The 19,483-nt window shown below is 65.5% G+C and carries 15 protein-coding genes and 1 tRNA gene; 1 reads left to right on the forward strand and 15 read right to left on the reverse strand.

The genetic code is table 11. The annotated features are described in order from the left end of the window. Positions 1 to 243 precede the first annotated feature (243 nt). The 5 genes from BMI01S_RS10760 to BMI01S_RS10780 form a co-directional block, all read right to left on the reverse strand. Complete coding sequence (locus BMI01S_RS10760; protein ID WP_028230522.1) at positions 244 to 1,854, reverse strand: T6SS phospholipase effector Tle1-like catalytic domain-containing protein; 1,611 nt, start codon at positions 1,852 to 1,854, stop codon at positions 244 to 246. Positions 1,855 to 1,875: 21 nt separating this feature from the next. After that, the gene (locus tag BMI01S_RS10765) at positions 1,876 to 2,430 is read right to left on the reverse strand and encodes a DUF3304 domain-containing protein (protein ID WP_238327770.1); all 555 of its coding nucleotides are present in this window, start codon (positions 2,428 to 2,430) and stop codon (positions 1,876 to 1,878) included. A gap of 728 nt (positions 2,431 to 3,158) precedes the next feature. After that, a tRNA-Ser gene (locus tag BMI01S_RS10770) sits at positions 3,159 to 3,249 on the reverse strand. A 145-nt stretch (positions 3,250 to 3,394) separates the two neighbouring features. Further along, positions 3,395 to 4,687: a serine--tRNA ligase gene (serS, locus tag BMI01S_RS10775; RefSeq protein WP_028211615.1), complete on the reverse strand. Its 1,293-nt coding sequence runs from the start codon at positions 4,685 to 4,687 to the stop codon at positions 3,395 to 3,397. A 101-nt stretch (positions 4,688 to 4,788) separates the two neighbouring features. Further along, complete coding sequence (locus BMI01S_RS10780) at positions 4,789 to 6,144, reverse strand: replication-associated recombination protein A (protein WP_042289148.1); 1,356 nt, start codon at positions 6,142 to 6,144, stop codon at positions 4,789 to 4,791. A gap of 213 nt (positions 6,145 to 6,357) precedes the next feature. On the opposite strand from BMI01S_RS10780, the gene cytX reads away from it, so the two are divergent. Continuing rightward, on the forward strand, positions 6,358 to 7,674 hold the full coding sequence (gene cytX, locus BMI01S_RS10785; protein ID WP_028211594.1) for a putative hydroxymethylpyrimidine transporter CytX: 1,317 nt from the start codon (positions 6,358 to 6,360) through the stop codon (positions 7,672 to 7,674). A gap of 75 nt (positions 7,675 to 7,749) precedes the next feature. On the opposite strand, the gene bioB is transcribed toward cytX, so the two are convergent. From bioB to BMI01S_RS10835, 10 genes are all read right to left on the reverse strand, one after another. Beyond that, positions 7,750 to 8,832, reverse strand: coding sequence for a biotin synthase BioB (gene bioB, locus BMI01S_RS10790; RefSeq protein ID WP_042289151.1), 1,083 nt, complete (start codon positions 8,830 to 8,832; stop codon positions 7,750 to 7,752). 48 nt (positions 8,833 to 8,880) lie between these two features. Continuing rightward, positions 8,881 to 9,591 (reverse strand): dethiobiotin synthase, encoded by a 711-nt coding sequence (gene bioD / locus BMI01S_RS10795; RefSeq protein WP_028211593.1) that lies wholly within the window; start codon positions 9,589 to 9,591, stop codon positions 8,881 to 8,883. Then, positions 9,588 to 10,811 carry an 8-amino-7-oxononanoate synthase gene (gene bioF / locus BMI01S_RS10800; protein WP_028211592.1) on the reverse strand — a complete coding sequence of 408 codons (1,224 nt, stop codon included), beginning with the start codon at positions 10,809 to 10,811 and terminating at the stop codon, positions 9,588 to 9,590. The genes bioD and bioF overlap by 4 nt, the downstream gene beginning before the upstream one ends. Before the next feature lies 1 nt (position 10,812). After that, positions 10,813 to 12,183: an adenosylmethionine--8-amino-7-oxononanoate transaminase gene (bioA, locus tag BMI01S_RS10805; RefSeq protein WP_028211591.1), complete on the reverse strand. Its 1,371-nt coding sequence runs from the start codon at positions 12,181 to 12,183 to the stop codon at positions 10,813 to 10,815. Between the two features lie 432 nt (positions 12,184 to 12,615). Then, complete coding sequence (locus BMI01S_RS10810) at positions 12,616 to 14,016, reverse strand: dienelactone hydrolase family protein (RefSeq protein WP_042289154.1); 1,401 nt, start codon at positions 14,014 to 14,016, stop codon at positions 12,616 to 12,618. Positions 14,017 to 14,573: 557 nt separating this feature from the next. After that, on the reverse strand, positions 14,574 to 15,020 hold the full coding sequence (locus tag BMI01S_RS10815) for a YchJ family protein (RefSeq protein ID WP_028211590.1): 447 nt from the start codon (positions 15,018 to 15,020) through the stop codon (positions 14,574 to 14,576). Positions 15,021 to 15,133: 113 nt separating this feature from the next. Beyond that, entirely contained in the window at positions 15,134 to 15,811 is a 678-nt protein-coding gene (locus tag BMI01S_RS10820; protein ID WP_028211589.1) for an SDR family oxidoreductase, read from the reverse strand. Between the two features lie 87 nt (positions 15,812 to 15,898). Next, a complete protein-coding gene (locus BMI01S_RS10825) occupies positions 15,899 to 17,095 on the reverse strand; it encodes an acetyl-CoA C-acetyltransferase (RefSeq protein ID WP_028211588.1) in 1,197 nt (398 codons plus the stop codon). Positions 17,096 to 17,139: 44 nt separating this feature from the next. Continuing rightward, positions 17,140 to 18,942: a bifunctional isocitrate dehydrogenase kinase/phosphatase gene (gene aceK / locus BMI01S_RS10830; RefSeq protein ID WP_028211587.1), complete on the reverse strand. Its 1,803-nt coding sequence runs from the start codon at positions 18,940 to 18,942 to the stop codon at positions 17,140 to 17,142. Between the two features lie 31 nt (positions 18,943 to 18,973). Further along, on the reverse strand, positions 18,974 to 19,414 hold the full coding sequence (locus BMI01S_RS10835) for a MerR family transcriptional regulator (RefSeq protein WP_028211586.1): 441 nt from the start codon (positions 19,412 to 19,414) through the stop codon (positions 18,974 to 18,976). Positions 19,415 to 19,483: the final 69 nt, after the last annotated feature.

Consider the following 19,483-nt stretch of genomic DNA (forward strand, 5'->3'; position numbering starts at 1 on the left):
CAAACGGCACGCAACCAGTGCGACGCGCCGCTGCATCTGAAAAGCAAAAACCCTGCAGCGGGCAAGCACGGGTTTTCTGAATTTGGCGGATAGGGGCGACTTAGCCGAGCGGGGGCATACAGTCTCGAACAAGGTCGAAGCTGCCTGAGACCACACGGATTTGCTCGAAAATGCCGCCCGAGGATGAAAAAATGAGCGGCGTTTGTACTGCCTGAATGGTATCCATCGCCCATTGGACCGGCATCACGCCGTTTCGGTGGGGCGGTCCTTGGCGGCATCGGCGTAATACTTTTCCCCGTCGCAGTACAACCCTCGCGGGTCATACAGCGCGCACGGCCACGAAGTGAAGTGCGCCACGGAATCGTGGACATACTCTGCCAGAAGACTATCCACGGGAGCCGGGACAGGCGCGCGGTTGTCCCATGCGCCGAGAATCAGGTCCTCGTATGCCGTTCGCTGGCGGGGCTGCGGCGGCGGCCAGTCGCGATCACCCGCAAGGCGCTCGATCGGGTTGCGCAGAAATGCAACCCGGTTCGCCAGCCGGCGCTGTTCCGCAATCAACTGCTTTGCCTGTTCAAGCGGGCGAGGCGGAATGTCATAGGTCCAGGCAGTCGGGGCGCAAGCGGGATGGCTGGCATCGGAGGCGGCCGGCACGCTCGCGCAGACAGAGGCACTGACTTTTCCATGCAGGCGCCCAAGCACGCGGGCGTCGCTGGGCTGGCGGTCGATCCCGCCGCGCCACTGAAAATTCAGGCGGCGGTGGGCTTGCATGAGTAATTCAACGTCGTCGCCATCGGCGGCAGGAAGTACCGACATGTAGCCCTGGTACAGGTTCGCCACCGGGTCGTTGTCGGCCAGGATGTAATCCTCGCGCAATTTCGGATCGAGATTCTCTGGCAGCTTCAGCAGAACCCCCGCGCGTATCGCGTCCGCCAGCATATGACGCAAGGGAATACGCGACAGCAGGTTGCTGCGCCCCTGTTCGTGCGGCCCGTATCCGCCGCCCACGTCCGAATGTACGCCCGGATACACCACTTCCTCGCAGTTCGCCGGATAGGCCCGTCCCACCCGGACCGAATCAAGCGGGAAAGCCCCACGGACCTCATGCGCCGACACGTAATGTACGCATCGCTCGACCTCGGGCGGAATCGCCAGTTCACCGCCCCAGTCGAGGTGCAGAGTCGGCCCGCCAACCGACGCCACGGTATCGAACAAGCCCATGAACTTGATCCTTACAGGCGTACATTCGCCGTTGCGCGCTCGCCAGATCAGTCCGTTTTCCGTCCGCTCGCATTTCTTTTCTATCAACTGGCGCACGAAAGCCCTAGCTTCCGTCGCGCCGCGCGAGAAGCCGAAGACGGCGACACTGATGAACTGCATGCATTTCCAGGCGGCGGAACTCCATTCAATTTCGAGGATTCGCGAGAATTCGGCCAGCGCATACTGGATGCGCATGTCGCCGCCCTTGCCAAGGCCCAGCCCCAGAGCGCCGCCCCGGTCGTCGGAAAGCTTGTCGGTATAACCGACAAGCTTGGGGACCATGAACGGGGTGCCGACACCCGGAATGTAAATCGAGGAAGCCCCTTTACCGACACGATCATCGAAAGCCGCCCGATAGAGCTTGGCAACGTTTGACAGTCGCCCTAACGGGGCGTCGATGTCGAGGTTGTTGCCTGTACCGTCGAAAAAAAACGAGAGTTTTGGATAGAGGCGGCACTTGGTATCGCGAAGCGAAATTGGTCCCGCCTTGTTGGCGGGCGACGATAACTCCCGCATGTTTTTCATGTCACCAAACATTGCAGTGCTCTGAAGCCCGTCGTCCGTGATGGGCGCGCCAGCCTGGCGTACAGTCATGATGTAGCGGTTCCCTTGTTGTCATTTGTCGGCGCAACCGGAAGCCGAAGGCGAAAACGCCAGTTCGACGGTACTTAGATCGCGGAAAATTACGCAGGCGTAGGCGTCAGCCTTGTACGGGTCGGGGTCGTTATGTGGCCCCTTGGATGGGAAATGAAGGACAACGGTGTGGGATTCATCCGGCTTCGTCATTGCCTTTGTCTTGGGGTCTTCCTCCCAGCCCCACGTCCACCTGACCGTAACGGGCTCGCCCCAGTCCTTGATGCCTGGATAGCAACAGGTAATCTTGCCCCCGCCCCCATGACTGCTTACATCCCCTGCCCAATACTTGTCGACGAAGATATTGACGGCGTAACGATCCGTGTGATTGATCGGCACCATTGACAGCGCCGCGCCCTCGCCATCAAAGGGATCGTCGGGCAAGGCATGGCCGCAGGCCGAGAGCGCGATCATTGCGCCAGCGGCGAGTGCAGCAGTACGACAGGACATCGCCATTGAGTGTTGGTATGGCGTTTTGCCGGAGAAATACTGCTGACACCTGGATATCGCGCGATGCGCGACTTGCAGGTCCACCATAGGCTGGCCTCTTTGCTGGGTTATCGGAGCCGCGGCCAGATGCACCAAGACTGCAAAGGCAAGGCTGGCCACACAATACGGAGCTATTTCAGCCCTTCACCGCTTATAACCTGCAATACGGGGCGCCTAAATATGGAAAAGTCTGAAAATGGTTCAATAGCTGTCAAGCCGCAATGTTGAATGCTGTTCAATTGAACACGCGCTTGGATCGGCCAGGTTTGAGAGGGCTTCTGGTCGTCTCCCTCGGATACAGCGCTATTCGGTGGACTCTGTACTCTTCCCTTTTAAGGCCGCGCGATCGCCTGGCAGGTTGCGGAACTACTCCCCCGACGGAAGCGGCCGCCCCGATTAACGCACCAGCCATCGCTCAATCTTTCGCATTGTGCAATTTCAAAGCTAATCAGTTTTTAGGCGGAGTGGAGGCGAACTCCTGCCTCATTGCCGTCTCGTCCCGCCACAGCTGGCGGATTTGTGCCCGGGATCGCATGCGCACGTCGTCGAAGTTTTCGCGGAGCGATTGTTTGAGCGCAGAGAAGGTGCGGGTCAACCCCGGCAGTTCGGCATACAGGCCTGTCAAGTCATCGCCGAAATGTTGGACATCACGGCCAGAACGCGCCCGCTGGTGGCCCCGAGAAGAGCGCGGGTTTCTGCTCGATTGATGGGCTGATTGGCGGCCCAGAAAAACAAAAACCCCTGCAGCTGTTGAGCATGCAGGGGTTTTCTGAATCTGGCGGAGAGGGTGGGATTCGAACCCACGGTACGGGGAAACCGTACGCCTGATTTCGAGTCAGGTACATTCGACCACTCTGCCACCTCTCCGGTGTACTGCTGTTTTACCGCTTCTCCGGCCTTGGTCGGCGACCAGAGAAGCGAGGATTATAGAACATTTTTTGCCTTTGGCAAGCCCTCTTTTGAAAAATTTCCGAGGGGCAAGCCAATCACATGCGACGCCGCGCAGCGCGTGTCAGGCGACCGCTTCCAGACGCGCCACGCCGCCCATGTACTGGCGCAGCACCTCGGGCACCGTGACCGAGCCGTCCGCTTCCTGGTAGTTCTCGAGCACGGCAACGAGCGTGCGGCCCACAGCGAGGCCCGAGCCGTTGAGCGTATGCACGAGCTCAGGCTTGCCCTGCGCATTGCGGTAGCGCGCCTGCATGCGCCGAGCCTGGAACGCTTCCGTGTTCGAGCAGCTCGAGATTTCGCGATAGGTGTTCTGCGCGGGTAGCCACACTTCGAGGTCGTAGGTCTTCGCGGCCGAGAAGCCCATATCGCCCGTGCACAGCGTGATGACGCGGTACGGCAGGCAGAGCTTCTGGAGAATGGTTTCCGCGTGCACGACCATCTGTTCGAGCGCGTCGTACGACGTTTCGGGCGCAACGATCTGCACCATCTCGACCTTGTCGAACTGGTGCTGACGGATCATGCCGCGCGTGTCGCGGCCGTATGAACCGGCCTCCGAGCGGAAGCACGGCGAATGCGCCGTGAGCTTGATCGGCAGCGCGCTGCCTTCCACGATGCTCTCGCGCACGGTGTTCGTGAGCGAGATTTCCGAAGTCGAGATGAGGTACTGCGTGACCGTGTTCTCGCCGCCGCCCTTCTCCACGCGGAACATGTCCTCGGCGAACTTGGGCAGCTGGCCCGTGCCGTAAAGGATCTCCGGGTTGACGATGTAGGGCGTGTACGTTTCGGTGTAGCCGTGCTGCAGCGTATGCGTGTCGATCATGAACTGCGCGAGCGCGCGGTGCAGGCGCGCGATCTGGCCGCGCAGCATCGTGAAACGCGCCCCCGAGAGCTTCGCGCCGGTTTCGAAGTCGAGGCCGAGCGGCGTGCCCACATCCACGTGATCCTTCACCGCGAAGTCGAACGCGCGCGGCGTGCCCCAGCGGCGCACTTCCACGTTGTCGGCCTCGTCCTTGCCCACGGGCACGCTCTCGTGCGGCAGGTTCGGCACGCCGAGCAACAGGTCCGAGAGCTTCGACTGGATCTCTTCGAGCTTCGCGGCCGAAGCCTTCATCTCGTCGCCGATGCCGCCTACTTCGGCCATGACCGCCGAAGTGTCCTCGCCGCGGCCTTTCATCGCGCCGATCTGCTTCGAGAGGCTGTTGCGGCGCGCCTGCAGTTCTTCGGTGCGGGTCTGGATGGCGCGGCGTTCCGCTTCGAGCGCGGAAAAGGCCGCGACGTCGAGGGTGTAGCCGCGGTCGGCGAGGCGCTTCGCGACGCCGTCGAGGTCTTTGCGCAGCAGCTGGATGTCGAGCATGGGATTGTGAGACGCAGTTTCGTTGTATGAAGGGACGATTTTAGCGCACCGGCCGGCGCATCCCGGCGGGACCGGCATCACCGTTACCAGGGAATGGCGACTCAGCCCTTGCGCTTCCTCTCGCGGGTTTCGTCGCCGGGTTTGCCACCGGGTGTGCCACGATGGGCTTCGCGCCATTGCGCGTCGAGGTCGGCGAGGCGCGCGAGCTTTTCGCCGATCTTGCCTTCGAGCCCGCGCGGCGTGGGCTGGTACCAGTGCGGCTCGCGCATGCCGTCGGGCAGATAAGTCTCGCCGGCCGCGTAGGCGTCGGGTTCGTCGTGCGCGTAGCGGTATTCGTGGCCGTAGCCCAGCTCTTTCATGAGCCTCGTGGGCGCGTTGCGCAGGTGGATCGGCACCGCGCGCGACTGGTCCTTGCTCACGAAGCGCCGCGCCTCGTTGTAGGCGTTGTAGCCCGCGTTCGACTTCGGGGCGACGGCGAGATAGATCACGGCCTGCGCCAGCGCGAGTTCCCCTTCGGGGGAGCCGAGGCGCTCGTAGGTCTCGGCGGCGTCGAGCGTGATGCGCCCGGCGCGCGGATCGGCGAGGCCGATGTCCTCCCACGCCATGCGCACGATACGGCGCGCGAGATAACGCGGATCGGCACCGCCGTCGAGCATGCGGCAGAACCAGTAGAGCGCGCCGTCCGGGTTGCTGCCGCGCACCGACTTGTGCAGCGCGCTGATCTGGTCGTAGAAGGCGTCGCCGCCCTTGTCGAAGCGGCGCAGGTTCTCGGCGAGCGCGCTGCCGAGCAGTTCGCCGTCGATCTCGGTCTTCTTCTGCTGCGCGGCCGCGCGTGCGACGATTTCGAGGTTGTTCAGAAGCTTGCGGCCATCGCCGTCGGCGGAGCCGATCAGCGCCTTTTTCGCTTCGTCCGTGAACGTGAGGCCGCCCAGCTCCTCGCTCGCGCGGGCGAGCAATTCGCCCTGCTCATCCTCGTCGAGGCTCTTGAGCACGTAGACGGCCGCGCGAGAGAGCAACGCGCTGTTCACCTCGAACGACGGATTCTCCGTCGTCGCGCCGATGAACACGAAGAGTCCCGACTCCACGTGCGGCAGGAAGGCGTCCTGCTGGCTCTTGTTGAAGCGGTGGACTTCGTCGACGAACACGAGCGTCTGGTGCCCGTGCGCGCGATGCAGTTGCGCCTGCTCCACCGCCTCGCGGATGTCCTTCACGCCCGAGAGCACCGCGGAAAGCGCGATGAATTCGGCGTGGAAGGCATCGGCCATGAGGCGCGCGAGCGTGGTCTTGCCGACGCCCGGCGGCCCCCAGAGAATCATCGAATGCGCTTCGCCGGACTCGAAAGCGACGCGCAGCGGCTTGTTGGGCCCGAGCAGATGCTTCTGGCCAATGACCTCGTCGATGGAGCGCGGGCGCAGCCGCTCGGCGAGCGGGACGTTGGCACGGGTTTCTTCAAACATGACGTTTTCGCGATAATGACGGCTTGCCGGCGGGCGGCGCGCGTGGCGCCGGATTCGGGGACGGAGCTCCCCGCCGCCCCGGATGCAGTCGTGCATTATGACAGCGGGAGCCGCAGCGCGAGACGCGGGCTCCCGCGCTCGGGCTGACGGAACCGGACAAAACAGACAAAACCGGCAAAACACACGATATAGAGGAAAAGGAAAGCGTTCCCCATGACTCAAGATTCGCACGCCGGCGAGGCCGGCTCCACTTACGCACCGAACGTGCCCGTGCCCGACACGCGCCGCCAGTTCCGCACCGGCGACGCCTTCGCGTTGTGGTTTTCGCTCGGCATCGGCCTGCTGGTGGCGCAGGCGGGCGCGCTGCTCGTGCCCGGCCTCTCGCTGCCGCATGCGCTCACGGCCATCGTCATCGGCAGCGTGATCGGCGTCGTGCTGCTCGCGCTCGCGGGCGTGATCGGCACGGACACGGGCCTCGCCGCGATGTCGTCGCTGCGCCCGACGCTCGGCATCCGTGGCGTCTCGATTCCGGCCGTGATCAACATGGTGCAGCTCGTCGGCTGGGGCGCTTTCGAGATCATCGTGATGCGCGATTCCGCCGATGCGCTCGCGAAGCAAGCCTTCGGCCTTTCGATGCCGCTCATCTGGACCGTGATCTTCGGCACGCTGGCGACGCTGCTCGCCGTGAGCGGCCCGCTCTCGTTCGTGCGCCGCTTCCTGCGTACGTGGGGCATCTGGCTCCTGCTCGCGGGCGCGGGCTGGCTCACGTGGAGCCTGCTCGTGAGGCACGACCTCGGCGCGCTGATGCGCCGCCCCGGCACGGGCGACATGCCGTTTGGCAGCGCCATTGACCTCGTGGTGGCGATGCCGCTTTCGTGGCTGCCGCTCATCGCCGACTACACGCGCTTCGGGCGCAAGGCGGGCGAGACCTTCCGCGGCACGCTGGTGGGCTATGGCATCGCGAACCTCTGGTTCTACGCGCTGGGCGCGATCTATGGCCTCGCGGCGGGCGGCGGCGACGCGCTCCTCACCACGGCGCTCGCCCAGGCGGGTGGCGGCTTCGCGCTGCTGCTCGTGCTCATTGACGAAATCGACAACGCCTTCGCCGATATCCACTCGGCCGCGGTCTCGACCGGCACGTTCTGGACGCGCGCCAGCGTGCCCTGGCTCTCGGCGGCGTTCGGCGCGCTGTGCACCCTGATCGGCCTCGTCGTGCCGATGGCGAAATACGAGAACTTCCTGCTCTTGATCGGCTCGGTGTTCGCGCCGCTCTTTGGCGTGGTGCTCGCCGATCACTTCATCGTGCGCCGCCGCCGTATCGACGCCGAGGCGCTCGCCGATCTCAACGGTGCGTATGGCTATTCGGGCGGCTGGCACGTGGGTGCGTTCGTCGCGTGGGCGCTCGGCATCGGCGCGTATCACGCGCTCAACCAGTGGCTGCCGAATCTCGGTGCGACGCTGCCCGCGCTCGCCATCGGCGCGCTGTGCTATCTCGTGCTCGCTGGGCGCCGGCGCGCGGCTTACGCCTAACGCTTCGACGTTCGATCGAGCGATAAAAAAACGCCACGAGCGATCGTGGCGTTTTTATTGGCGGAGTGCCAGGCGTTATTCGCAGTGGCCGCAGCCGCCTCGGTGTCCGTGATGCGCATGCTGCGCCTGGTCATCGGCGCTCAGCTGCTGCGCGGCCTGAGCCGTGATGCCCAGACGCTGCAGCAGCTTGCGGTCGGCTTCCGCCTGCGGGTTGCCCGTGGTCAGCAGCTGGTCGCCATAGAAGATCGAGTTGGCGCCCGCCATGAAGCACAGCGCCTGGAGCGCGTCGTCCATCTGCTCGCGGCCCGCCGAGAGACGCACCATGGCCTTCGGCATCGTGATGCGCGCCACCGCGATCGTGCGCACGAACTCGAACGGATCGAGCGGATCGGTGCCTTCGAGCGGCGTGCCGCTCACCTGCACGAGATTGTTGATGGGCACCGACTCCGGGTACGGCTCCATGTTCGCGAGCTGGGCGATCAGGCCGGCGCGCTCGCGGCGCGACTCACCCATGCCGACGATGCCGCCGCAGCACACGTTGATGCCCGCATCGCGCACGCGTTCGAGCGTCTCGAGGCGGTCCTCGTAGGTGCGCGTCGAGATGATCTGGCCGTAGAACTCGGGCGAGGTGTCGAGGTTGTGGTTGTAGTAGTCGAGGCCTGCTTCGGCGAGCGCCTTCGCCTGATGATCTTCGAGCATGCCGAGCGTCACGCAGGTTTCGAGGCCCATGGCCTTCACGCCGCGGATCATGTCCTTGATCGGCTCGAGATGGCGGTCCTTCGGATTGCGCCATGCCGCGCCCATGCAAAAGCGCGTCGCGCCGTTCGCCTTCGCGTTGCGCGCGGCGGCCAGCACGGCGTCGACTTCCATCAGCTTGCTCGCGTCGAGGCCAGTATCGTGATGCGACGACTGGGGGCAATAGGCGCAGTCCTCCTCGCAGCCGCCGGTCTTGATCGAGAGGAGCGTCGAAAGCTGCACGGCGTTCGCGTCGAAATGCTCGCGATGCACCTGCTGCGCGCGGAAGATCAGATCGTTGAACGGCAGCTCGTAGAGCGCGGCGACGTCGGCGACGCGCCAGCGCGAAGCGGCATCGCTTTGCGCCTGAGCGGCGGCTGCGGCCTTCGTGACGGGAACGCTGACGGTTTGGGTTTGAGTCATGGTGTCGTGGTCCTTCGTGACGGTGACGGTATATGAGGAGACGCCAACTCAGCGCGGCGCGACGAGGTGCGCGAGCAGGGCGTCGATATTCAGGTGTTCTGCAGCCTGGTCGGCGCTCGCGCCGCGCATGTGCGGCACGACGCCGATGAGCGGCGCGCGGTACTGTGCGGCGAGCCGTTCGCGCAGGGCGGCGATGTTCTCTTCGGGAAACGCCATGGCCGGGTCGATGCGGTTCGCGACCCAGCCCGCGAGCGTCAGGCCGCGCGCGGCAATGGCTTCGGCGCTGAGCAGCGCATGGCTGATGCAGCCGAGACGCATCCCCACCACGAGCACGACCGGCAGGCCGAGCGCGACGGCCAGATCCGCGGTGTCCTCGGTCGCCGTGAGCGGCACGCGAAACCCGCCCACCCCTTCCACGACGACGGCATCGGCACGCTCGCACGCCGCCTTGTAGCACTCGATGATGCGCGCCATATCGAGCGTCACGCCTTCCAGGGCGGCGGCAATGTGCGGCGCGGCGGGCTCCTTGAGCAGGAACGGCGTGCGGATTTCAGGCGGCAGCAGCACGCTCGCGGCGGCGTCGAGCTGATCGGCGTCCTCGTTGTGCCAGACGCCGTCGCGCTCCGAGGCGCCCGCGGCGATCGGCTTGAGCGCCGTGGCACGCAGCCCCGCGCGCGCGAACCCGCGCAGTAGCGCGGCGCTCACGAAGGTCTTGCCGATCTCGGTATCGGTGCCGGTGACGAAAAGCGAAACCGTCATTGCGCGAACTCCTGCGCGTTTGTGCGCGCCTCGAGGCTCGCGCGCTGCAGCGACGCGTTCAGGCGGTCGAGGTCCGCATCGGAATGCGCGGCAGAGAGGGAAATGCGCAGCCGCGAGGTGCCCTCGGGCACGGTGGGCGGGCGGATGGCCGGCACCCACAGGCCGTCGCGTTCCAGTGCGGCCTGGAGCGCCAGCGTAGCCTCGTTCCCGCCGATGACGAGCGGCTGCACGGCGGTGTGCGAATCGACGGGCTGCCAGCAGGTGTGCGCAAGCAGCGAACGCGTGCGAGCGATCAGATGCTTGAGATGCGCGCGCCGGGCATCGCCCTCCTCGCCCTCGATCAGACGCAGGCTCGCGGACACCGCATGCGCGACCGCCGGCGACGAAGCCGTCGTGAAGATGTACGGACGCGCTCGCTGCACGAGCCATTCGATCACGGTGCCGTGCGCGCAGACGAACGCGCCCGCCACGCCCGCCGCCTTGCCGAGCGTGCCGACCATCACGAGATGCTCAGAGCGCAGCGCGGCATCCGCCAGCGCGCCGCGCCCTTGCGGACCGAGCACGCCCAAGCCGTGCGCATCGTCGACCACGAGCCACGCGCCGTGCATTTGCGCGAGTTCGACGAGACGCGCGAGCGGTGCGACATCGCCGTCCATGCTGAACACGGTGTCGCTCACGATCACCTTTGCGCTCGCGCCGGAGGCTTCGAGCATCGCGGCGAGCGCCGTCATGTCGGCATGCGGATAGACCTGGATTTCGGCGCGCGATAGCCGCGCGCCGTCGATCAGCGACGCGTGGTTGAGCGCATCGGAGAAAATCGTCGTGCCGCGGCCCGCGAGCGCCGTGAGCACGGCGAGATTCGCCATGTAGCCGGTGCTGAAGTACAGCGCGCGCGGCGCATCGACGAAACCGCCTGCGAACGCCGCGAGATCGTCTTCGAGTTGCGCATGCGCGCGCGAATGGCCGCCCAGCAGATGCGAGCCGCCGCTGCCCGCGCCGTAGCGCTGCGCGCCTTCGGCCACTGCCGCGATCAGTTGGGGATGCGCGGCGAGGCCGAGGTAGTCGTTGCTCGCAAAGCCAACGGTTGCGCGGCCATCCACCTGCATATGCGCGCTGCAAGGCGTGTCGGCAGTGCGGCGGCGGCGGCGCAAGCCGCGCGCGTCGATGTCGCGCAAGCCCTGTTCGAGGGTATCGAGCAGCGCGTTGTGTTGATGCGCCATGTCAGAGGTCCTCCGCGACGGTGGCGTCGAATGTCTCGCGCGTGCGGGCTGCGAGCAACGCCTGCATTTCGTTGTCCAGAACATAGGGCGGCATGACATAGACCGTCGTGCCGATCGGGCGCAGCAGCAGTTCGCGCTGCAACGCGTGCTCGAAGAAGCGGCGCGAGAACGTGGCCGCGCGCTGCGGGTCGGCAAGCGCCACGTCGAACGCGAGTATCGTGCCGCTCTGGCGCAGGTTGCGCACGAGCGGATGCGCCGCGAACGGCTCGAACAGCGCGCGCAGTTGCGCCGATTTGCGCGCGTTCGAAGCGAGCACGTCGTCGCGCTCGAAGAGGTCGAGCGTGGCGAGCGCCGCACGGCACGCGAGCGGGTTGCCCGTGTACGAATGCGAATGCAGGAAGCCGCGCGTGGTGTCGTCGTCGTAGAAAGATTCGTAGATGGCGTCGCGCGACAGCACGATCGAAAGCGGCAAATAGCCGCCGCTGATACCCTTTGAAAGCGTGAGCAGATCGGGCCACACGCCCGCCTGCTCGCACGCGAAGAACGTGCCGGTGCGCCCGCATCCCACGGCGATTTCATCGGCGATCAGGTGGACACGGTGACGATCGCACAGGGCGCGCAACCCCTTGAGGTACGAGGGATCGTGCATGGCCATGCCCGCCGCGCACTGCACGAGCGGCTCCACGATCAGCGCGGCGATGCGCCCTTCCCGTTCGACAAAAAGACGCTCGACATCGGCGAGCGCGCGCGCCGCCACGTCGGCTGCGGTTTCGCCGGGCAGCACCGCGCGCGCGTCGGGCGAAGCGACCACATGCGCGTGATGCAGCAATGGATCGTAAGCATCCCTGAATAGCTTGACATCGGTCACGCCGAGCGCGCCGATGGTCTCGCCGTGATAGCTGTTGGCCAGGCAGACGAACTCGCGTTTCTCGCTCTCACCACGGTTGCGCCACGAATGAAAGCTCATCTTGAGCGCGATTTCGACTGCCGACGCGCCATCGGAAGCGAAGAACGCATGGCCGAGCACGCCGCCGGTCAGCGCCGAAAGACGCTCGGCCAACTCAACGGCCGGCTCGTGCGTGCAGCCCGCAAGCATCACGTGCTCGAGCGTATCGAGTTGCGCCTTGAGCGCGGCATTGATCGAAGGATTAGCGTGGCCGAAGAGGTTCACCCACCAGGAACTGATCGCGTCCAGATAGCGTCGGCCTTCGCGGTCATAAAGCCACGGACCGGCGCCCCGAGCGACGGCCACGAGCGGCAGGCGCTCGTGATGCTTCATCTGGGTGCAGGGGTGCCACACGGCGCGCAGGCTGCGTGCGACCCAGTCGGTCGCGGCGCGATCTTCGCGGGTAAAGGGCGATTGCGAATTCAAGTACGGCTCCTGATACGACAGCGGGACCGAGATTAACGTTTTCGCCGCCGCAATGCACTACCCCGAAAAACGCCCTCCAGGCTGCGCCGGCGCGGCGTTTGGCGCGGTTGGGCACAGCTGGAAACGGATCGGAAATGAAGACGTGAAATGCGCGGAGATGACGACGGCAAAGTGAACCCGCCTTACGCAAAAAATCTGCGCGCCGGTGCGTAATTGCAGAACATGTAGCGGCTGGCGCGGCATTTTTGGCGCCGCGCTGCTAATCGAAAAGGGGTGGGAGGGGGACGCGAAGGCCCGGCGCCAGAGGCGCGTTTGCGGAATCTCGCGCGCAGCGCAAAAAGCAAAACGGCCCACTATGGGGCCGTACGCCGCTGCGGGGCGAGAAGAAACGGAAACAGCTTGAATGCGGCAGCGCGCGCCGGAGGGAGAGGCTTAGCGGCTCGCCAGCGCGTGGCCGCTGCCGCCGGTGTTGTCGTTGTCCGCGGTGGCGTGCGCGTCGTCGCCGCTCTCGCCGTTCTGCGCGGTTTGCGTTCCGCCGTTGTTCCAGACCACCGAGTTGTTCACGGCGTAGAGGCGGCAGGGATCGGAGCTGTGTTTTTCGCAGTTCGCGATGGCCACGGCCATCGGGTTGTCGCCGCCTTCGGCCCACGACCACGCGCCGGAGTCGGACACCGCGAATGCGCGGCTCGGATACTGCTTGAGGAAGTTGCGATAGCCGTCGCGGCCTGCCTGATCGACGAAGGGCACCGCACCCACTGAATCGATCGCCGCGTAGCCCGTGCCGTGCGGCGCCACCGGCGTGGCCACGCGGTACTGCACCGCAGTCGGGAGACCACGGTTCGCGAGGAACGCCTCGACCGTGGGCCACCAGATCTTCACGCCGTCGCGATCGCCCACGAGGCGATGCGCGTCGTTCTTGTATGCGCCGAAGTCAACGAGCTTCGCCATCGCGGCCGGGCGATCCGCATCCGTTTGCGCATCGCGGTACGCGGCGAACATCTTCGTGACGAGATCGGGCGACCACACGGAATCGTTGTCGCCGTAGAGCCAGAGCGAGGCCACGCGCGCCTTGCCGCCGTAGTCGCCGAACGCCTGGGTGAGGTTGTTCTGCCAGCCCGTGCAGGCATCCTGGCGCAGGCCGCCGGAGAAGTTGATGAGCGCGCGCACGCCCTTCGCCGCTTCGGTGCCGTAGGCCATGGTGGCGAGGCCGCCATGCGAGGTGCCCGCGACGATGATCTGGCTCGCGTCGATATACGACTGTTTCGACATGTACGCGATGGTCGCGGCGACATCCGCCGCCTGGCTAAGACCATTGCTCGCGACGTCGCAGCCGTTCTGCTGGTACGAGCCGCCCGAATCCGAGAAGCCCTGGCGGTTCGGCGCGACGACGACATAGCCGCGGCGCACGAATTCGCGCGCGAACGAAAGCGGATCGCTGCGCGCCTGAAGGCGCGGGTCGCCGGGGATCTTGCCGTGATTGAAGATCACCATCGGGAACGGGCCTGGGCCGTTCGGACGGTAAATCGTGGTTTCGAGCGTGACGTCGCCGGCGGCGTCCACCGGCACGCGGATCACCTGCTCGTTCATGTCGGCGCGCACGACGGGCAGCCAGGAATCGTCGAGCGCAATGCGCGGGACGTTGGCGCTACCGAGCGGGCCGCCCGCGAGGTCCGATTGTGAAGCGCTGGAGGAATGCGTTGCCGTGGCGTGGGCGCCGACTTGCGGATTTGCGTTCGCACCTGCCGGTTCGGAGAGCGACGCTGCGTGCGCAACCGAAAGCACACACGCGGTGCCGGCTACAACCCATCCGGAAAGGAGCTTTCTGAACGCCATACGCAACACCCACCTGCAAAAGACCTGCCGAGAATCCGACTTACGTCCGGTCCGCACTCCAGCCCGCTTGCTGCCACTGCCCTCTCAGGGCACAACGAGACACCGTTGCGCCTGGCCGCGAAGCCAGGTGCGGGCGTGTGACCCGTAACGGGGGAGTACTTCGATCGGAACACCTGCGCGGCGCAGTTCTATCGTCGATCAGACCCGCCGCCAGCGCCCATTGGCAGTCGATAAGGGTGCATGGGAAAAGGCTCTTTTCACTATGCACTTACGTATCGCGCGGGGCACCGTGATTAGATACTCGCACGACAAATATTTATTGTGCAATTGAGGGGTAACCCGGCATAACGCGTGCCACAATCGCGCAGGCCTTGAGGCGCGGCAGGCGTGCGCCTTTCCGTCGTGCGCCCGCAGGGGCATGAAGAAAAAAGGTCCGGTTGGGGGCGTTGCGTGTGACCAACGGTCGCAGGCTTGTGCAGTAGGTCCCTGTTTGCAAAGGTGTGTGGAACGGCGTTATCGCGCCGGATCAGGTTTCGTCAGTCACGAAACTTCGTCAGTCACGAAACATCGCCGTCGACATAGCGCCAGCGACCGTCGCCGCCACGCTCGAAGCGGCTCGTCTCATGGAGCCGGAACGCGCGGCCGCCCGTTTTGTAGCGCGCGACGAATTCGACGATCGCATGGTCATCGTCGCATTGCTCGTGGCGCTTGATGGAAAGGCCCAGCCAGCGCGGCGCGCCTTCGGCTGCGGGGTCGACGTCGAGATCGGCGGGACAAGTCTGCGACGCCCACGTCGCGCGCAAATACGCTTCGGCACCGAGCGCATAGGCTGTATAGCGCGAACGCATCAGTTCGAGCGCCGTGGCGGGCACGGCCAGCCCATCGATGAAACGGCCACAGCAGTCGGCGTAGCGCGGCGCCCTGGCGGCGGGCTTCTGGTTGGGCGCGGCTCCGCCGCACGGGCAATCAACGGGCCGGGCGGCGCGAGGGGTGTCAGCGTTCATCGGTTCGGGGCTCCGTTCGCAGGCCGCGCGGGTGCGCGGGGAAGGCGAATGACGTGCGGAGCGCCATCGCCCCGCTACGCGAGGCCGCAAGCGTAGCGCAGACGAGTGGCGCTTTACCAGTCGAGTTCCGTGCCGTCGTACTGGAAGAAGCGGCCGTTGAAGACTTCGCGCGCGGCGGCCGCCTCGGCCACCACTTCGCGCATGCCGGCCACGCTCACGGCCGGGTCGATCGCCGCCTGCGCGCCGCCCATGTCCGTGCGCACCCAGCCGGGATTGAGCGCCACGCAAGTGGCGCGGCGCGTTTGCAGCGAGGTGATCTTGAGCACGTCGTTGAGCGCGGCCTTGCTCGCGCGATAGAGCCAACCGGTCGTGCCCGTGGTCTCCGCGATGCTGCCCATGCGGCTCGACAGCACGCCGAGCACGCCATGAGCCTCGTCGACGAGCGGCAGCAGGATCGGGATCAGCTGCATCGGGCCCCGCACGTTGGTGTTCATCACGTATTCGAAGTCTTCGGCGGAGATGGTTTCCACGCCCTCGGTGCGCGGACCGTACACGCCGGAGACGACGAGCGCGACGTCGAGGCGCCCACCGTCGAGCTTCCAGCCCAGCGCGGCAATGTCCTCGGGCCGTGTGATGTCGAGCTCGAAGGTCTGCGCGCCGATCTCACGCAAGACTTCGAGCGCTTCGGGGTCGCGCGCCGTGGCCAGCACGCGCCAGCCGGCCTTCACATATTGCCGCACGAACTCGAGACCCAGGCCCCGCGACGCGCCCACGATCAACGCTGTTTTCATCCCGTCACCCTTGCCATGTGTGCCTGAAACCGCTGGAGCGCGCCGCTGCCCCGTCGTGCAAAGCGGCGCGCTGTTTCAGGCGCTAGCCTACAGCAGTTCGATGCCCATCGCCGTGGCCTCTCCGCCGCCGATGCACAGCGTCGCCACGCCGCGCTTGCCCCCGCGCGCACGCAGTGCGCCGATCAGCGTGACGAGGATACGCGCGCCCGACGCGCCGATCGGATGGCCGAGCGCACACGCGCCGCCGTTCACGTTGACCTTCTCGTGCGGCAGGTCGTGCTCCTTCATCGCGGCCATCGTGACCACGGCGAAGGCCTCGTTGATCTCGTAGAGGTCGACGTCGCTCGCCTTCCAGCCCGTCTTCGCGAACAGCTTCGCGATTGCGCCCACCGGCGCCGTCGTGAACTTTGCCGGCTCCTGCGCGAAGGTGGAATGGCCCGTGACGCGCGCCAGCGGCGTGATGCCGAGTCGTTGCGCCGTCGATTCGCGCATCATCACGAGCGCCGCCGCGCCGTCCGAAATCGACGACGAGTTCGCCGCCGTCACCGTGCCGGTCTTGCTGAACGCGGGCTTGAGCGCGGGAATCTTGTCGAGGTTGGCCTTGAACGGCTGCTCGTCGCGATCGATGGTCGTCTCGCCCGCGCGCGAGGCCACCTTCACCGGCGCGATCTCCCACGCGAACGAGCCGTCTTCGTTGGCGCGCTTCGCGCGCTTGAGCGACTCGATTGCGAATGCGTCCTGGCGCTCGCGCGAGAAGCCGAACTCGCCCGCGCATTCCTCCGCGAACGTGCCCATCAGACGGCCCTTGTCGTAGGCATCTTCGAGGCCGTCGAGGAACATGTGATCGAGCACCTGGCCGTGACCCATGCGCATGCCGGCGCGCGCCTTGGGCAGCAGATAAGGCGCGTTCGACATGCTCTCCATGCCGCCCGCCACGATCACATCGGCCGATCCCGCCAGCAGCATGTCGTGGGCGAACATCGCCGCGCGCATGCCCGAGCCGCACATCTTGTTGACGGTCGTCGCGCCCGCGGCGAGCGGCAGCCCCGCGCCGAGCGCCGCCTGGCGCGCGGGCGCCTGCCCCTGCCCGGCGGGCAGCACGCAGCCCATCACGACCTCGTCGATCTGCCCGGGCGTCAGGCCTGCGCGCTCGACCGCCGCCGCGATCGCAACCGCGCCGAGCTGCGGCGCCGTGAGCGTCGCGAAGTCGCCCTGGAAGCCCGCCATCGGCGTGCGCGCCGCCGAAACGATCACGATGGCGTCCTGCTTTTGTGTCTCACTCATGTTTGTGCTCCTTGATGAATCCGGGTTGAACGTGTTTGCCGCGCTCATGCGACGCGCACGGCCGGCGCCTCGTCGCGCGCGAAGCGTTCGGGGTAGCGCACGCTAAAGCGTATGGATGTGTCGTAGGGAAAGCAGTCCGGCACCTCGCCCGCGATGAGCCGCGCGCGGCATTCCTGCCAGAGCGCGGGTTCGAAGAAGTCCGCGTGCTGCGCGAGAAATGCACGCTTCACGCGCGGATCGCCTAGCAGGAAGGTGCGGTAGGTTTCGGGAAAGATGTCGTGCGTGCCGACGGGGTACCACGGCTCGCCAGATAGTTCGTCTTCCTCATGACGCGCGGTCGGCACGGCACGTACGTTGCAATCGGTCAGGTACTCGATTTCGTCGTAGTCGTAAAACACGACGCGGCCGTTGCGCGTCACGCCGAAGTTCTTGTAGAGCATGTCGCCCGGGAAAATGTTCGCGCGCAGCAGGTCTTTGACCGCGTTGCCGTATTCGCGTATGCCGTGCTCGATCTCCTCGTCGCTGCCGTTCTGCAGATAGAGGTTGAGCGGCACCATACGCCGCTCGATGTACACATGCCGGATCACGAGGTTGTCGCCCTCGAATTCGATCATCGAGGGCGCGAGCGTTCGCAGCTCGCGCACGAGCGCCTCGTCGAGCCGCGCGAGGGGCAGCGCCACGCTCGAATATTCGAGCGTATCGGCGAGCCGCCCCAGACGGTCGTGGCGCTTCACGAGCTGGTATTTGGCCACCACCTGGTCGCGCGTGGTCTCCTTCGGCGCGGGAAAGCTGTCCTTGATGACCTTGAACACATAGGGATACGAGGGCAGCGTGAACACGATCATCACCATGCCGCGGATGCCCGGCGCGACGATGAACCGGTCGCTCGAATGCGAGAGGTGGTGCAGCAAGTCGCGATAGAACAGGTTCTTGCCCTGCTTCTGCAAGCCGAGCGACGTGTAGATCTCGCCCTTTGCCTTGCGCGGCATGATGGTGCGCAGAAACTCCACGTAGGCGGATGGGACCTCCATATCCACCAGGAAGTACGAGTGCGAGAAGCTGAACAGGATGAGCAGCTGCTCGGTGCCCAGCAGCACCGTGTCCAGCGCAAGCCTGCCCGCGTCCACGTGACGGATCGGCACGACGAACGGCGCGAGCAGATCGCCGTTGATGATGCGCCCGACGATATACGCGCCCTTGTGGCGAAAGAACAGGGACGAGAGGACGTGGATCTGGAAGTTCGGCTTGGGCTCCACCACGCCGAAGTTATCGAGCATCGTCTGCATGATGCAGTCGACGTCGCGCCCGAGATCCTCGAAAGGCGTTTCGAGCTGGAAGTTCGTGACGATGCGTTCGAGCGTCGCCGCGAGACCGTCCTTGCCCGGATAGTAGGCCCGATAGGTGGGCTTCGCGGCGGGCTCGTCGTTCTCGATGTATTCCGTCGAGATGGCGGGCCGCACGAAGATGAAATCGTTGTTGAAGTACGAGCGGTGCAGGATCTTGCAGCACACGGAGTTGAAGAACGTCTCCGCGCATTCGGGCTGTCTGTGCGTCGTGAGCAGGCCGATGTAATGGAGCTTGATCTGCTGCCAGACTTCGTCGTCGATGGATTCAGCGTCGTATTCGTCTTCGAGCGCGGCTACGCACTCCTTCACTCGGTCGTCATAGGAGGCGATGCGCTCGCGCGCGAGCTGCTGCAGGGCGTGCCAGTCGGCCGCCTCGAAGAACGTCCTCGCCCTCACCGCCGCGTCGCAGAAGTTGCGGTAATGGCGGTTGAAGCCGTCGAGCATGGTCTGCGCGACATCGAAACCGATTTGCGACGAAAGCAGTTTCGGAAAGTGTTTCATGGCGGCCATGCCCGTTTCCCACGCGCGAGCGTCAGGTTTTCGCGCGCGCGGCCGGCGCACCACCGTCGTGCTCCGCCGTCTCTCCCGCCGCGCTCCTGTCGAGCAGCGTGCGCGCCTGGGCCTCGTACTGCGCGAGATCTTCGAGCGTCGCATCCAGGTCGGCGCGCTGACGCTCGAGGATCTCGCGGTGGTGCACGACCGTGTCGAGGAAGGCCTGGAGCTGCGGGAGCGTGTCGGTGGGCGACTCGTAGAGGTCGAGCAGCGTGCGGATCTCCGAGAGCGTGAAGCCGAGGCGCTTGCCCCGCAGCGTCAACTTCAGGCGCGTGCGATCGCGCCCCGAAAACACGCGTTTCAACCCGCCCGCGCCTTCGCGGCTCGGCGCCAGCAGGCCCTGGTCTTCGTAGAAGCGGATCGCGCGCGGCGTTACGTCGAATTCCCGGGCAAGTTCGGTAATCGTGTACTGGGTCGTCATGATGAGCGAAGAGCGGCTGGCCCGGCGTTGTCTGCACGACGACGCGAGGGGCGATAGAATCGACGTTTA

Origin of the sequence: Paraburkholderia mimosarum LMG 23256 = NBRC 106338 (assembly GCF_000739815.1) — a bacterium.
Classification (GTDB): domain Bacteria; phylum Pseudomonadota; class Gammaproteobacteria; order Burkholderiales; family Burkholderiaceae; genus Paraburkholderia; species Paraburkholderia mimosarum.